The organism is Haloferax chudinovii, from assembly GCF_042663345.1.
GTDB classification, from domain to species: domain Archaea; phylum Halobacteriota; class Halobacteria; order Halobacteriales; family Haloferacaceae; genus Haloferax; species Haloferax chudinovii.
Map to the genome: position 1 here is coordinate 420,810 of NZ_JBHTAB010000001.1, position 13,923 is coordinate 434,732.

The window sequence follows — 13,923 nt, forward strand, 5'->3', positions numbered from 1 at the left end:
GGCCGACCTCAGCGCCGCTCGGGGACGCAGGTCAGGAGTTGTGCGGTGTCGACCACGTCGTGGGTCCGAAGCAGGACTTCGGCGGCCTCGCGGACCGTGAAGTCCGCGTCGAGGTCGACGCCGTAGCACCGGGCGTACATGGCGAGCCAGTCGTTCATCGCCCGGTGGAGGAGTTCGAACTCCTCGCCGGTAAAGGAGACCAGCCGGTCGCCCGTCCGCGCCCGGACGTAGAGCGAGACCGCCGGACCGACGCCGTCGCGGGCGCATTCGAGCGCGTGCCGGTCCGCGTCGTCCGACGGCGGCGGGTCGAACGACTCCCGCGCCTCCCGCGCCTCGGCGGCGAGGGCTCTGGCGCGCTCGCCGAACCGCACGTCTTCCGGGTGACGCTCCTCGGCCCCTCGGCCGTCGGTGACGGGGCGGGAGTCCGGTTGGGTCGCGTCGCCGCTCATCTTCGCACCCCCGTCACCCCCACTTGAACTCGACGCCCTTGTCGCCGCGGGGGTGGGTCCACTCGGTGTCGGCGACGACGGCGCAGGTGCCGCACTCGACACAGGGTTGGGTGTCGAGGCTGACGACGCGCTCCTCGGAGCCGTTGGTTCGGACGACCTCCTCGCGGTAACAGCCGCCGCCGAAGTCGACCGCCGAGACGGGACAGGCGGCCACTGCGGCCCCGCTCGCCTCGTAGGACTCGTCGCGGAGCGTGATGTGCGGGTTGCCGATGTCGGTGTCGTAGGTCAGCCCGCCGATGCGGGCTTCGAGGTCCGGCGGCGTCACCGAACTCTCGTCGCGCACTCGCGTCCCCAACTCCTCGGCGATGACCGTCGGAAGCGTGACGTACGGCGTCCGCGTGTCCGGCATCAGCGCCGACAGCGTCGGGACGTTGTAAAGGCGTTCGAGCCGCCCCGAGAGCGCGCGGACGCCGGCGCGGCCGACCGCCGAGGTGAGCACGGTGTCGACCACGTCGGTCACGCTATCGTCCTCGGCGACGCCGCGGAGCAGTTCGTAGCCGCGGGGGCGGAGCTTCTTCATCACGCCCTCGCTCCGGAGTTTGCGGGCGTAGCGCGTCCCCGCCTTCTCCGGTTCGTTGCGCGACTTCGCCTGCGCGTACGCCTCCGCGGCGAGCGCCCCGGCGGTGACGGCGTGGTTCATGCCCTTGATTATCGGCCCCTGCGCCTGCATCTGGCCGGCCGCGTCGCCGACGAGAAGCAGGCGGCCGAAGTGCGGCTCGCGCAGGGCGACCTTCTTCGAGTCGGGCACGAGTTTCGCGCTGTACTCCAGTTCGGTGTAGTCGTCGCCGAGCCACTGCGCGAGCAACGGATGGGTCAGGAGCCCGTCCAGTAGCTCGTGTGGCTCCGCCTGCTCCGCGACGAGGCTGTCGAGGTGGAACACCGTTCCGAGCGACAGCGTGTCGCGGTTCGTGTAGAGGAAGCCGCCGCCGCGGACGCCCTCGAACAGGTCGCCCGAGAACAGGTGGGCCGCGCCCTCGTCGTCCGCCACGTCGAACCGGTCGGCGATGGAGTCTTCCGGCATGTCGACGACGGCCTTGACGCCCTGGAACCATTCGTCGGGTTCGTCCCAGTCCATCAGGCCCGCGTCGCGGGCGAGTTCCGAGTTCACCCCGTCGGCCGCGACGATGATATCGGCCGTTATCGGGTCGAGTTCGTCGAGCGTGACGCCGACGATGCGGCCCTCCTCGCGGAGCAGGCCGTTGACGTGGACGCCCGTCAGGAGGCCGCCGCCGGTCTCGCGGGTCCGCTCGTGGACGCGGTCTTCGAGCCACGAGTCCATCTTCCGCCGGAGGACCGACTCGGACCACTCGGTGTCGTGTTCGTGGAGGTCCGTGAGGTCGAACGACTCCACCTTGTCGCCGGCGATGTTGTGGATGCGGTACTTCGTGATGGGCCGCTCGGCGGCCGCCTCGCGGAACCCCGGAAAGAGGTCGTCGATGGTGTAGGGCGCGGACTCCTCGGCGTAGATGAGCCCGCCCGAGACGTTCTTCGACCCGGCCTCGACGCCGCGTTCGAGGACGAGCGTCTCGATGCCGTAGTTTGCGAACGTCGCGGCCGCGGCCGCGCCGCCGGGACCCGCCCCGACGACGAGCGCCTCGTAGTGTTCGTAGTCGCTCATCGCGACTCACCTCGCTCGTCCGCGGCCGCGCCAGCACCAGCGTCGGGCGTTCCGGCCGGCGGCGTCGATGCCGCGCGCCCCCCGTCGCTGGCGACCGCCGCCTCGAACCGCCCCTCCTTGAGCGCCGACGTCAGCCTCGGCAACACCTCGAACAGGTCGCCCTCGATGAAGTAGTCCGAGAAGTCGCCGATGCGGGCGTCGGGGTCGGTGTTGACGGCGACGATGGTGTCCGACTCGTCCATGCCGACCTTGTGCTGGACCGCGCCGGAGATGCCCGCCGCGACGTAGAGTTTCGGCGCGACGACCTGCCCCGTCTCGCCGATTTGTCTGTCCTCGTGGGTGTACTGCTCGACGTGGCCGTCGAAGTTGAACGACCCCGTGACGATGCCGCGGGTGACGCCGACATCGGCGTCCTCGAACTGGTCGGCGAGGTCCAAGGCGAGTTCGATGCCCTTGGTCGGGTCGTCGCCGATGCCACGACCGACCGCGACGATGACCTCGTGGCCGGTCAGGTCGATACCCTCGTCCAGTCGGTCGAAGTCGGTGACGGTGACGCGGAACCAGTCGTCGTCGAGCGGGGCGTCGTGTTCGACCACGAGCCCCTCGCGCTCGGTGTCGGGTTCGGGTAGGTCGAAGCTCCCCGGGATGACCGACGCGCCCTGCGGGTGGAACTCCCGCGTCGGGTTGTCGATACAGAGGATGGTCGAGTACTCGAAGCCGGAGAAGTCCGGGCGCTTCATGTGGAGGACGCGCTGGAACTCCTTTTTCTCGCCGGCGACGCCGGTCTTGACCGGGTTCGAGATGACTTCCTCGGTGATGTACAGCCCCGAGCAGTCGCTGGCGAGGCCGGAGTCGAGTTCGGCCTGCACGAGCGCCGAGAGGTCCCGGCCGTTGTTCGTCGCCGGGAACAGCACGTACCGCGGCTTGTCGTAGTCGCGCCACGACTCGTCGCGGCCGCCTTCGACCTCGAAGTTCTGGTGGGTGGCCCCCGCGCGGGCCATGTCGCAGAATATCTCGGTATACGGCTTGTGCTGGAAGCGCTCGAGTCTGGCGTCCTCGCGGACGACGACCACGTCCGCGCCGCAGGCGATGACGTCCTCGACGTGCTTCGATACGTCGGAGCCGATGAGGACCGCGACGACGCGCTCGTCGTCAGCGCGAGACTCCGTCTCGCTGGCCTCCGAGCCCTGCTCGGAGACACCGTAGTCGTCGTTGTACGCGTCCATCAGCTCGCGGGCCTTCCCGAGCATCTCCTTGGACACGTCCACGAGTTCGCCCGCCTGCGTCTCGCAGTAGACCCACATGTCGCGGTAGGTCCCCCCGTGGAGCGACCGGACGTGTCGCTTGTCACGGGTCGGATGGTCGAGGTCCGGGTGCCGCTCCTCGGGCGGTCGGTCGTCCACCTCGACTTCCGTGTCTTCCTCGTCGCTTCCCTTCACCGAGTCGATGCGGTTGCTGATGAGCCGCGTTACCGGGTCGCGGTTCTCGCCCGCCTCCTCGCGTTCGAGGAGCGATTCGAGCTCCGAGACCTCCTCGACGTTCTGGAGGATGTTTCCGATTTCTGCGGTGCTCATCGACGCGAGGTCCAGTTCGTCCGCGTCCGCCGGCTCCTCGTCGTCCTCGGAGAACTTCTCGATGCGGCTCTCGATGAGCGCGACGGCCGGCGCGCGGTTCTGCCCGCGGTGTTCGGCCTGTAGAATCTCCTCTAGCTCGCCGAGGTCGTCGATGTCCTTGATGGCGGGGCCGAGCTCCGAAATCTCGTAGTCGCCGGGGTCGAAGTCGGTCACGCTCAGTCACCCCCCGCGGCCGCGGCGTCGCCGCCGTCGCCGTCGCCCACCGCCGACTGCATCGCGGTCAGCACGTCCTGCATAGCTCCCGCGTCGTCGGGGTCGACCATCGTGGCCTCCCGCTCCGCCGGGGCCTTCGGAATCGGGTCGACCGACGAGACGATGGTCGGCGAGCCGTCGAGGCCGATGTAGTCCGGGTCGACGTTGATGTCGGCGTGGTCCCGCACTGTCAGGTGCTCCTCGTAGTTTTCGGCGCGCGCCCGGGTCTCCTCGCGGAGGTCCTTCAGCGTCAGGCGCTCGCCGGCCGTCCGATACGAGGGCTCGAACTCGGGGTCCGCGACGACGAACGCCGGAAGCTCCGTCTCGACGGTCTCTATCTCCTCGATGTCGCCTTCGACCAGTCGCTTGGCGCGCAGGGTCCCCGCCTCCTCGTCGATGTCGAGGGAGATGACGTGGGTGACGAGCGACATGTCGAGACACCAGTTCGTCTGCGGGCCGGTGTGGCCCGTCTCCCCGTCCGCGGTCTTGAACCCGGCGAACACCACGTCCGGTTCGCCGAGCGTCTCGATGCCCGCGCTGAGGGTGATGGCCGTCGCCCACGTGTCGGCGGCCGCCATCTCGCGGTCCGAGACGAGGTGGAGGTCGTCGGCGTACACCGTCTCCATCGCCTCCCGTAACACCTCCTTGTACCCCGGCGGCCCCATGCTCATCACGCTCACTCGCCCGCCGTGTCGAACCCGCGTCTGGAGCGCCGCCTCCAGCGCGAAGCGGTCGTTCGGATTCATCACTGTGGGCGTCTTCCCCCGTTCGAGGTGCCCGTCCTCGTCGAACGATACCTGGCCCTCCCGGAAGTCGGGCACGCCTTTGGTAAGTACCACCATGTGCATTGAGAACACTCTCCAGTTAATGCTAGCTCATATTCATAATAATCTTTTGTACTAGGTGACCGGAACGTCCGCGCCGCTCATCGGCGTCGCCGTCGGCGGTGACTCCCGCAAAAAATCGGGGTTTCTTCCCTCAGATGCGTCCCGCTCGCCCGGGGTCGACGTCGATGGCGTCGACCGGGCAGACGTCGACACAGAGCATGCAGTCGATACACTGGTCTTCGTGGGTCGGTTCGGCCTTGATGTCCGACTCCGGGTGGTCGGGCGTGTCGACCCACGTGAACACGTCCACGGGGCAGTCCTCCAGACAGGCCCCGTCGGCGAGACAGATGTCGAAGTCCACCGCGACGTGCGTGCCGTGGATACCGTGTTTTTCCGGCGGGTCCACCGGTCCCCAGACGGCCACCCCGTTTTCCTCTCCGACCTTCTCCCTGTTTGTCTCGAACTGCGGGTCGATAGCCATGACTCTTAGTGACATATTCCGGTAGAGGCAATAAACTATCCCCCGAACGGGCGAACCGCGGCGGCGCGGCGTGGGAACCGCCCCCGACCCGCACCGTCGCCGCGATTCGCCGTCGACCGCCCTCGACGCGCCCACTCGGTGGGGTGAATAGCCCCCGGCCCGAACCCCCCCGGTATGGATGTGTTCCTCTGGGTCGCGCTCGCCCTCCTGGTCCTCGGCGTCGTCGGGAGCGTACTCCCGCTTCTGCCCGGCGCGCTCCTGTCCGTGCTCGGCGTGGTCGTCTACTGGCTGTCGACCGGCTTTTCGGACCCCGGCCCCATCGCGTTCGTCGGCCTCACTCTCGTCGGCCTCGTCGCGCTCGTCACCGACTACGCCGGCGGGATGGTCGCCGCGCGGTTCGGCGGCGCATCGACCCGAACGTCGATTATCGCCGGCGTCGCCGGCTTCCTGCTCATGTTCCTCATCGGCCCGCTCGGCATCTTCGTCGGCGTCGCGGGCACCGTCTTCGCCCTCGAATACCTCGACCATCAGGACGCCGAAGAGAGCGGTCGGCGCGCCCTCGTCGCCACCGTCGGCGTCCTCGCCACCGCGGCGGTGCAGGCGCTGTTGACGCTCTCGATGCTCGTCGGGTTCGTCCTCGCCGTGGTGGTCTGAGCGTTCCGCCGTTCCGCCCTGACCCGCGGTCGGCCGCGCCGCGGCCGAACTACCGCTCGTCGCGCCGCCGAATCAGCCCCGTCTCCGCGTCGGCGACGACCCGGGCGGGCGCGCCGTCGGCGTCCACCCGAAGCGGCATGACGTACAGGTCGAACGTCCGGTCGGTCGGGAGCGCGTCCAACCCGCAGAGGTTCTCGACAACGAGGAGTCCCGCCCCGAGAATCGCGTGGTGGGCGGGCACGCCGTCGCCACCGGTCGGGTCTGGGCTGAGCGCGTCGATACCGACTGAGAGCCCCTGGTCCGCGCAGGCGCGCGCCGTCTCGGGCGCGAGCGCCGGGTGGTCGGTCATGCGCTCGGTCCCCCACTCGTCCTCCCAGCCGGTTCGGAACACGAGGCAGTCCACGCGCGGTTCGAGGTGTTCGGGAATCGCGTCCGGCCCGATTCGACCGCGGGCCCCCGCGTCTCGGCAGTCGATGGCGCGAGCGGTGAACCGGAGCTCCTCGACCGGGAAGTCGTCGAGCGTCGCGCCGTCCGGTTCGGTGTGGGCGGGGGCGTCGACGTGCGTGCCCGCGTGAGTTCCGAGTTCGAGCCGCGAGACGCGGTAGCCGTCGGCGTCGAACTCGGCGTGGGACTCGACTGTGACCGGCGGGTCGCCGGGGTACGTCGGCATCCCGCTTTCGACGCGGCGAGTGAGGTCGAGGAGAGTCATACGACTCCTTAGCAGGGGGTGGGTAAAACGAGTGTGCGTGTCGAGGCGGCGCTCCTGTCGAGAGCGACTGTCCGTCGCTCAGCTCACTTGTGCGCGAAGTAGACGACCGTCTCGTCGTCGCCGCGGTCGTCGACGCGGACGAAGCCGACGCGCTCGAACTGGACGAGTTCGTCCTCGGGCACGTCGCCGAAGTCGGGCTCGGCGACGCCCGTCACGTCGCCGTCGAGGGTGCGCATGCGGACCGGGACGCCGTCGGTCGGGACCCAGTGAATCACGGGCACGTCGCCCTCGCGGACCACGTCGAGGTCGTCGCCGGTGGCGACAAGCGAGTCGCCTTCGCGGCGGACCGCGCCGAAGCCCTTCAGCCAGACGCGCTCGCCCTCGGCGGGCACGTCGCCCGATTCGAGGCGGACGCCGTCGCCGACGGGGATGTCGCGGGTTCCGCGCTCCTCGAAACTCGGGTGGAGCGGCGGGTGCGCGCTGTCGGGGCCGCCCTCGACGGCGAACGCCTCGCCGTCGCGGACGAGGAAGTAGCGGTCCGTCTCGTCGTCGACGAGGTCGCGGTTGTTCGCGTAAACGGTCGACATCGAGAGGTCGACGTTCGAGGTGGAGGTGCCGAGGCCGACCATCGCGTCCACGATGGCCTGCCCGCGGATGCCGCGGCGACGGAGGCTCTTGATGGTCGGCACGCGCGGGTCGTCCCAGCCTTCGACCTCGCCCGCGTCGATGAGTTCCTTGATGCTCGACGTGGACATCTTCACGTCGTAGGCGTCGACCTGTACGTGGCCCCAGTGGACGACCTCGGGGTAGTCCCAGCCGAAGTAGTCGTAGACGAACTGCTGGCGCTTCGCGGAGTCCTGCAGGTCGATGCCGCGGATGATGTGGGTGACGCCCGTGAGGTGGTCGTCGACGCCCGACTGGAAGTCGAGCATCGGCCACGCGCGGTAGTCAGCCGCCTCCTCGCGGGGGTGCGGCGTGTCTATCATGCGGAAGGCGACCCAGTCACGGAGCGCGGGGTTCTTGTGTTCGATGTCGGTCTTGACGCGGAGGACCATCTCGCCCGAGCTGTACTCGCCGGCGACCATGTCCTCGAACTCCTCGCGGGTCGTCTCGGAGTCCTTGTCGCGGTGCGGGCACGGCTTCCCGTCGTTCTTCAGATTCGAGAACGCCTCGCCCGAACACGAGCAGGTGTACGCGCCGCCCATCTCGATGAGTTCGCGGGCGTAGTCGTAGTACGTCTCCACCCGGTCGGACGCGCGAATCACGTCGTCGGGCTCGAACCCGAGGTAGTCGATGTCGTCGAGGATGGCGTCGTACGCCGTCAGGTCCGGCCGCTTCGTCTCCGGGTCGGTGTCGTCGAACCGGACGATAAACGAGCCGTCGTACATCTCCTTGTACGTCCCGATGACCGCGGGCATGCGGGCGTGGCCGAGGTGCCACGGGCCGTTGGGGTTCGGCGCGGCGCGCATGCGGACCTCGTCGTAGTCCTCGGCGTTCGGAAGGTCGGGAAGGAGCGAGTCGTCCGCTTCCTCCTCGGCTTCCATCTCGGCGAGTTCCGCTGGCGCGAGCTCTTCGAGTCGCTCGCGCTTTTCGCCCGCCGACAGCCGGTTGACCTCGGCGACGACGGGGCCGATGAGCCCCGGAATCTCGCCGCCGTGCTGTCGGAAGTCGGGGTTTTCGCCCATCAGCGGGCCCATAATCGCGCCCACGTCGGCGTCGCTGTCGTGTTTGACCGCGTTGAGAAGCGCGTGCTTCTCGGCCTCTCGCTCGATGCGCTCTCGAAGCTCGTCGTCCATTACCGTTCGCTTCCGCGGCGCGCCTAAAAACAGGCCCGGATTGCGGGGAAGGGTCCTCGCGCGGGCAGGGGTACGTCACATGTTAGCACTTCAGAGTAAATATGAGTTACGGCGGGACTCGGGGACGAGACGGTCCGAAGAACGAAGCGCACGGCCGGCGTCCGCGGTTCGCGGCGGGCGGGCCGCGCGCTCAGTAGCCGCGGGTGATGAGGTAGTCCGCGATGTCGCACAGCAGGTCGCGGGCCTCGTTGTCCGGGAGGACGTCGAGCCGCGACTTGGCCTGCTCGGTGAGGGCTTCGGCCATCTCGCGGGCGTAGTCGATGCTTCCCGCCTCGTTCAGTTCGGCGACGGCGGCTTCGACGGCGTCTTCGGTGAGTTCCTCGGCCGTCTCGGCGTCGACGAGGTCGTCCACGTCGATGCCCTGCTGGCGCGCGTGGAGCGAGATGATAGTCTCTTTGTTCTCCACGAGGTCGGAGCCGCGCTGTTTGCCGAGTTGGTCAGACGGCACGGTCAGGTCGAGCACGTCGTCTTGAATCTGGAACGCGCTGCCGGACTCGATGCCGTACTGGTAGAGCGCCTCGACGACCTCGTCGTCAGCGCCCATGACGACCGCCGGAACGGCGGCCGCGGTCCCGTAGAGAACCGCCGTCTTCAGCTCGACCATCTGGAGATACTCGTCGGGGAGCACCTCGGTTCGGCGCTCGAACTCGATGTCGAGCGCCTGCCCCTCGCAGATTTGCGTGCAGGTGGTCGCGAGTCGGCGGACGGCCTCGAGGCCGTCGGCGGGGTCCGCTCCGGTCTTCGTCAGGAGTTCGAACGCCTTGGCGTACAGCGTGTCGCCGGCGAGGATGGCTGTCGAGGTGTCGTACTCCTTGTGGACCGCCGGGACGCCGCGACGGAGGTCGTCGTCGTCCATGATGTCGTCGTGGATGAGCGTGAACGACTGGATGACCTCGATGCTCACGGCGGCGACCATCACGTCGATGGCGTCGCCCGCGAGCGTCGGGAACGCCCGGTAGTCCTCCGACATCGGTTCGACGTCCGCGAGGGATTCCGCGGTCAGGAGGGAGACGGTCGGCCGGAGGCGCTTGCCGCCGGCTTTCAGGAGGTACCGGGTGGCCTCGTAGAGCCGTTCCGGCTCGGCCATCGGCACGTCCTCGTCGAGCGCGTCGTTGACGAGTTCGCGCCGCTCGCGAATCGCCTCGAGCACCCGCCGTTCCGTCGCGTCGGGAGTCATCACTCCACCAGCTGAATCATGTTGCCGTTCCGCGTGACGTGGAGGTCGCGACCGAGGGCGTAGCCCTGACTCTCCGCGAGGTCCACGTACGGAGCGAAACCTTTCAGGTTCTGGTGAGCCGGGATGACGTGCTGGGGCTGGAGCGCCTGCAACATCTCGTAGTGGCCCTCTTCGCGGAGGTGGCCCGAGACGTGAATTTCGTCGTAGATTCGCGCGCCCTGCATGCGCAGGAGGCGTTCGGACTGGTAGCGCTGGCCCTCGTTCGTCGGCTCCGGGATGACCCGCGCCGAGAAGATGACCTTGTCGCCGTCGTCGATCTCGTACGGCGTCTCGCCGCGGCCCATGCGGGTGAGCATCGCGCGCGGCTCGCCCTGGTGGCCCGTCACGATGGGCAGGTAGTTCTCCTTGCCCTCCTTCATGATTCGCTTGAAGGTGCGGTCGACGGACTTGCGGTGGCCGTACATCCCGAGGTCGTCGGGGAGGTCGACGAAGCCGAGGCGCTCGGCGGTGCCGGAGTACTTCTCCATCGAGCGGCCGAGGAGGACCGGCTGGCGGCCGATGTCCTTGGCGAACTCGACGAGCGAGGAGACCCGAGAGATGTGCGACGAGAACGTCGTCGCGACGATGCCGCCGTCGTAGTCCTCGACGGAGGTCATCACGTCTTTGAGGTGGCGGCGCGCGACGGACTCGGAGGGCGTGCGGCCCTTCCGGCCGGCGTTCGTACAGTCTTCGATGTACGCGAGCACGCCGTTGCCCTCGCGGCCGATCTCGCGGAAGCGCTTCATGTCGATGGGGTCTTCGAGGACCGGCGAGTGGTCCATGCGCTTGTCGAGGCCGTAGACGATTGCGCCCTCGGGCGTGTGGATGACCGGGTTGATGGCGTCGATGATGGAGTGGGTGACGTGGACGAACTCGAGTTCGACCTGTCCGGAGTCGCCGATGGACATCGTCGATCCGGCCTCCATCTTGACGAGGTCGTTGTTGACGTTGAACTTGTTCTCGCCTTCGATCTGCTGTTTCACCAGTTCGATGGTGAACGGCGTGGCGACGACGGGGGCGTCGTAGCGGTGGGCGAGCTTGGAGATGGCCCCGATGTGGTCGAGGTGGCCGTGCGTGGGGACGATGGCCTGTACGTCTCCTTCGAGGTCGCTCATGACCCGGTCGTCCGGGATAGCGCCCATGTCGATGAGGTCGAGGCTGTGCATCTTTTCGGTCTCGACGTTGTCGTGGATGAGGACCTGCGACAGGTTGAGACCCATGTCGAAGATGACGACGTCGTCTCCGGCACGGACGGCCGTCATCTGACGGCCGACTTCTTCGTATCCGCCTATGGTTGCGATTTCGATTTCCATGGTTTGTGTCTCGATATTCCGAGCATCGAAAGCCACGATGTGGCGAAGGTGCTCACGGAAAGACGGGTGTCTGGGGGCCACCGGCCCCGGCGTCTTGCAGCTCGTCGGTCGAATGACCCCGCGTACGAGACGGCCCGAACCGGTCGAACTGGGCGCGCCCGCACTTACCCGCGGGTTTCTGGTACTGAGTTCTACTCACGGGGGTACTAAAAACTACGTGGGTTCATCGCGCCCGCACGCCCGAGCTCGTGAGAGAACATCTCACGTGAGGCGAGTTTTCCCCCGTTCAACGACGATTTGCTCCCGGACGGCCGGATTCGACGGCCATCTCGCACTGTCGGTCCGGCACATTTAAGACAACTACGAGACGGATTTGATGCATGAGCGGCCGACCCCTCGACGTCCTCGAAGCGTCACTCGACGAGCCGGTGACGGTTCTCCTCAAGGACGGAAACGCGTACTTCGGCGTCCTCGCTGGTTACGACCAGCACATGAACGTCGTCCTCGAAGAAGCGCTGGACGAAGACACCGTGCCCGGGGATATCGAACTCGAGCAAGTCCAAGACACAACCATTATACGCGGCGATAACGTCGTCACCATCAAAGCATGACGGGTGCAGGAACTCCCAGCCAAGGAAAGAAGAACAAGACGACGCACGTCAAGTGCCGTCGCTGCGGCGAGAAGTCCTACCACGTGAAGAAGAAGGTCTGCTCGTCTTGTGGCTTCGGTAAGTCGAAGAAGCGTCGGAGCTACGCCTGGCAGTCGAAGTCCGGCGACAACTAACGACTCTCGACGGTCTCCGACCGTCTCTGTCTTCTCTCGCCGTCTGCGGCGAGAACGAACCCGCGTTCCTGACTCCCGGTTCGTCTCCGTGACCGTGCCACCCGCTAGCACCGAGTACGAACCGTCCTCGGCACTCGCCGACTGCGTGCGTTCTTCCTCGCGTGTCGTCGCCTCCGCGGTCGTCTTCGTCCTGTTTCTCCGATGAGCACCGTCGTCACCTCTGCAACTGCCAGCGTCTCCGTGGGTGTCGTCATCGCGTTTCGCCACGTCGTCGCCCGCATTTCCGTTACCTATCAAAATATGCACTAACGTGTATATTAACAGGTTCAGAAACCCGTCGTTACTGCATAAGGACGGGTTTTTTACCCCCTCGACTCTCTATCATCTTCCATGGTAACTGGGCGGGACGACTCCCACCACCACATCGGCGGACCGACCGAGAAGTGCGGTGTCGTCGGCGTCGCACTCGGCGGTCGAGACGCCGCACGGCCCCTGTACTACTCGCTGTACGCCCTCCAGCACCGGGGCCAAGAGTCCGCAGGCATCGTCACCCACGACGGGTTCCAACAGCACAGTCACGTCCAGATGGGTCTCGTCGGCGACGCGTTCGACGCCGACGACCTCGACGGCCTGAAGGGCGAGGCCGGCATCGGTCACGTCCGCTACCCCACCGCCGGAGACGTGTCGAAGTCGTGCGCCCAGCCGTTCGCCGTCTCGTTCAAGTCGGGCTCGCTCGGTCTCGCGCACAACGGCAACCTCGTCAACGCCGACGAACTCCGGGACGAACTGGAGAACTTCGGCCACGCCTTCACCTCCACGGGTGACACCGAGGTCATCGCTCACGACCTCGCGCGCAACCTCCTCGAAGAGGACCTCGTCCGCGCCGTCAAGCGGACCATGGAGCGCATCCACGGCTCGTACGCGCTCACCATCATGCACGACGAGACGGTCCTCGGCGTGCGCGACCCCGAGGGGAACCGGCCGCTCTGCATCGGAAAAGTCGACGATGGCTACGTGCTCGCCTCCGAGTCGGCCGCCATCGACACGCTCGACGGCGAACTCGTCCGCGACGTGAAACCGGGCGAACTCGTCGTCCTCGACCCCGACGGAAGCGGCTTCGACTCGTATCAACTGGTCGAACGCGACAACACGGCCCACTGCTTTTTCGAACACATCTACTTCGCCCGCCCGGACTCCGTGATGAACGACACGCTCGTCTACGAGGTCCGCCGCGGGCTCGGCCGGAAGCTCTGGGAGGAAAACGGCGTCGACACCGACGTGGTCATGCCCGTCCCCGACTCGGGTCGCGCGTTCGCCTCCGGCTACGCCGAGGCCGCACAGGAGGACGACGCGACCGTCGAGTTCGCCGAGGGGCTGATGAAGAACCGCTACGTCGGCCGGACGTTCATCATGCCGACCCAAGACGAGCGCGAGCGCGCCGTCCGCCTGAAGCTCAACCCCATCAAGAGCACCGTCGAGGGGAAGTCCGTGACGCTCATCGACGACAGCATCGTCCGCGGGACGACGTCGAACCAGCTCGTCCAACTGCTGTACGACGCCGGCGCGACCGAGGTCCACATGCGAATCGGCGCGCCGCCCATCATCGCGCCCTGCTACATGGGCATCAACATGGCCACCCGCGAGGAACTCATCGCCTCGGACAAGTCCGTCGAGGAGGTCCGAGACACCATCGACGCCGACAGTCTCGGCTACCTCTCTATCGACGCCGTCGCCGAGGTGCTCGAAAAGTCCCGCGCCGACCTCTGTCTCGGTTGCGTCACCGGCGAGTACCCCTACGACATCGACGGCGAGGAGACCGACCGCGACGTGAGCCGTCCCGTCGTCGGTGCCGAAGCGCCGCTGAGCGACTGAGTTTCGGTTCCCTTCGTCCCCCCCGACCTATCGCGCCACCTGACAGTCACCGCGAGCCGCGATAGCATAGTCAACGCGGACTTTCTTTTCTCTCGCGCCCGTCGTTCGAACCGTACTCCGACTCGCCGAGGACCGGGTTGCGAGCGGAGTACGGAGTGCGAATCGACGGGGTGGTGAAACGCCGCGGGAGGGCCCGCACATCCCGTCTCTGTGACCTGCCGGTCGCATCACGTACTACCGCCCGTCCGAACCGGCGGC

The 13,923-nt window shown here is 67.2% G+C and carries 13 protein-coding genes; 4 read left to right on the top strand and 9 right to left on the bottom strand.

The window, feature by feature from the left end; translation table 11 throughout:
- Positions 1-8: 8 nt before the first annotated feature.
- The 5 genes from ACFQI8_RS02130 to ACFQI8_RS02150 all read right to left on the bottom strand — a co-directional run bounded on the left by ACFQI8_RS02130 (position 9) and on the right by ACFQI8_RS02150 (position 5,261).
- A complete protein-coding gene (locus ACFQI8_RS02130) occupies positions 9-449 on the bottom strand; it encodes a hypothetical protein (protein ID WP_390242534.1) in 441 nt (146 codons plus the stop codon).
- 13 nt (positions 450-462) lie between these two features.
- Positions 463-2,127, bottom strand: a complete 1,665-nt coding sequence (locus ACFQI8_RS02135) for an FAD-dependent monooxygenase (RefSeq protein WP_390242535.1) — start codon at positions 2,125-2,127, stop codon at positions 463-465.
- Positions 2,124-3,914, bottom strand: coding sequence for an electron transfer flavoprotein subunit alpha/FixB family protein (locus ACFQI8_RS02140; protein WP_390242536.1), 1,791 nt, complete (start codon positions 3,912-3,914; stop codon positions 2,124-2,126). Before ACFQI8_RS02140 ends, ACFQI8_RS02135 begins: the two co-directional genes overlap by 4 nt.
- 2 nt (positions 3,915-3,916) lie before the next feature.
- Positions 3,917-4,801, bottom strand: coding sequence for an electron transfer flavoprotein subunit beta/FixA family protein (locus tag ACFQI8_RS02145; protein WP_390242537.1), 885 nt, complete (start codon positions 4,799-4,801; stop codon positions 3,917-3,919).
- 130 nt (positions 4,802-4,931) lie between these two features.
- Complete coding sequence (locus ACFQI8_RS02150) at positions 4,932-5,261, bottom strand: 4Fe-4S dicluster domain-containing protein (RefSeq protein WP_390242538.1); 330 nt, start codon at positions 5,259-5,261, stop codon at positions 4,932-4,934.
- Positions 5,262-5,435: 174 nt separating this feature from the next.
- Here ACFQI8_RS02150 and ACFQI8_RS02155 point away from each other — a divergent pair, with 174 nt between their 5' ends.
- Positions 5,436-5,915, top strand: a complete 480-nt coding sequence (locus ACFQI8_RS02155) for a DUF456 domain-containing protein (RefSeq protein ID WP_390242539.1) — start codon at positions 5,436-5,438, stop codon at positions 5,913-5,915.
- 49 nt (positions 5,916-5,964) lie between these two features.
- Here the strand turns inward: ACFQI8_RS02155 and ACFQI8_RS02160 are convergent, their stop codons facing one another.
- From ACFQI8_RS02160 to ACFQI8_RS02175, 4 genes are all read right to left on the bottom strand, one after another.
- On the bottom strand, positions 5,965-6,624 hold the full coding sequence (locus tag ACFQI8_RS02160; protein ID WP_390242540.1) for a cyclase family protein: 660 nt from the start codon (positions 6,622-6,624) through the stop codon (positions 5,965-5,967).
- A gap of 83 nt (positions 6,625-6,707) precedes the next feature.
- Positions 6,708-8,420 carry a glutamate--tRNA ligase gene (locus ACFQI8_RS02165; protein WP_390242541.1) on the bottom strand — a complete coding sequence of 571 codons (1,713 nt, stop codon included), beginning with the start codon at positions 8,418-8,420 and terminating at the stop codon, positions 6,708-6,710.
- A gap of 190 nt (positions 8,421-8,610) precedes the next feature.
- Positions 8,611-9,657 (bottom strand): geranylfarnesyl diphosphate synthase, encoded by a 1,047-nt coding sequence (gene idsA3 / locus ACFQI8_RS02170; RefSeq protein ID WP_390242542.1) that lies wholly within the window; start codon positions 9,655-9,657, stop codon positions 8,611-8,613.
- Positions 9,657-11,009: an RNase J family beta-CASP ribonuclease gene (locus tag ACFQI8_RS02175; RefSeq protein ID WP_390242543.1), complete on the bottom strand. Its 1,353-nt coding sequence runs from the start codon at positions 11,007-11,009 to the stop codon at positions 9,657-9,659. The genes idsA3 and ACFQI8_RS02175 overlap by 1 nt, the downstream gene beginning before the upstream one ends.
- A gap of 380 nt (positions 11,010-11,389) precedes the next feature.
- Between ACFQI8_RS02175 and ACFQI8_RS02180 the strand changes: the two genes are divergently transcribed.
- The 3 genes from ACFQI8_RS02180 (at position 11,390) to purF (ending at position 13,665) form a co-directional block, all read left to right on the top strand.
- Complete coding sequence (locus tag ACFQI8_RS02180; protein ID WP_004042938.1) at positions 11,390-11,620, top strand: LSM domain-containing protein; 231 nt, start codon at positions 11,390-11,392, stop codon at positions 11,618-11,620.
- On the top strand, positions 11,617-11,793 hold the full coding sequence (locus ACFQI8_RS02185) for a 50S ribosomal protein L37e (RefSeq protein WP_004042936.1): 177 nt from the start codon (positions 11,617-11,619) through the stop codon (positions 11,791-11,793). The genes ACFQI8_RS02180 and ACFQI8_RS02185 overlap by 4 nt, the downstream gene beginning before the upstream one ends.
- Before the next feature lie 390 nt (positions 11,794-12,183).
- Positions 12,184-13,665: an amidophosphoribosyltransferase gene (gene purF, locus ACFQI8_RS02190; protein ID WP_390242546.1), complete on the top strand. Its 1,482-nt coding sequence runs from the start codon at positions 12,184-12,186 to the stop codon at positions 13,663-13,665.
- Positions 13,666-13,923 lie beyond the last annotated feature (258 nt).

Excerpts from the sequence above, each read along its gene's own strand:
- ACFQI8_RS02155 (WP_390242539.1), top strand. The coding sequence starts at position 5,436 with ATGGATGTGTTCCTCTGGGTCGCGCTCGCCCTCCTGGTCCTCGGCGTC.
- ACFQI8_RS02180 (WP_004042938.1), top strand. The coding sequence starts at position 11,390 with ATGAGCGGCCGACCCCTCGACGTCCTCGAAGCGTCACTCGACGAGCCG.
- ACFQI8_RS02145 (WP_390242537.1), bottom strand. The coding sequence starts at position 4,801 with ATGCACATGGTGGTACTTACCAAAGGCGTGCCCGACTTCCGGGAGGGC.
- ACFQI8_RS02185 (WP_004042936.1), top strand. The coding sequence starts at position 11,617 with ATGACGGGTGCAGGAACTCCCAGCCAAGGAAAGAAGAACAAGACGACG.
- ACFQI8_RS02135 (WP_390242535.1), bottom strand. The coding sequence starts at position 2,127 with ATGAGCGACTACGAACACTACGAGGCGCTCGTCGTCGGGGCGGGTCCC.
- ACFQI8_RS02150 (WP_390242538.1), bottom strand. The coding sequence starts at position 5,261 with ATGGCTATCGACCCGCAGTTCGAGACAAACAGGGAGAAGGTCGGAGAG.
- ACFQI8_RS02175 (WP_390242543.1), bottom strand. The coding sequence starts at position 11,009 with ATGGAAATCGAAATCGCAACCATAGGCGGATACGAAGAAGTCGGCCGT.
- idsA3 (WP_390242542.1), bottom strand. The coding sequence starts at position 9,657 with ATGACTCCCGACGCGACGGAACGGCGGGTGCTCGAGGCGATTCGCGAG.
- ACFQI8_RS02160 (WP_390242540.1), bottom strand. The coding sequence starts at position 6,624 with ATGACTCTCCTCGACCTCACTCGCCGCGTCGAAAGCGGGATGCCGACG.
- purF (WP_390242546.1), top strand. The coding sequence starts at position 12,184 with ATGGTAACTGGGCGGGACGACTCCCACCACCACATCGGCGGACCGACC.
- ACFQI8_RS02130 (WP_390242534.1), bottom strand. The coding sequence starts at position 449 with ATGAGCGGCGACGCGACCCAACCGGACTCCCGCCCCGTCACCGACGGC.
- ACFQI8_RS02165 (WP_390242541.1), bottom strand. The coding sequence starts at position 8,420 with ATGGACGACGAGCTTCGAGAGCGCATCGAGCGAGAGGCCGAGAAGCAC.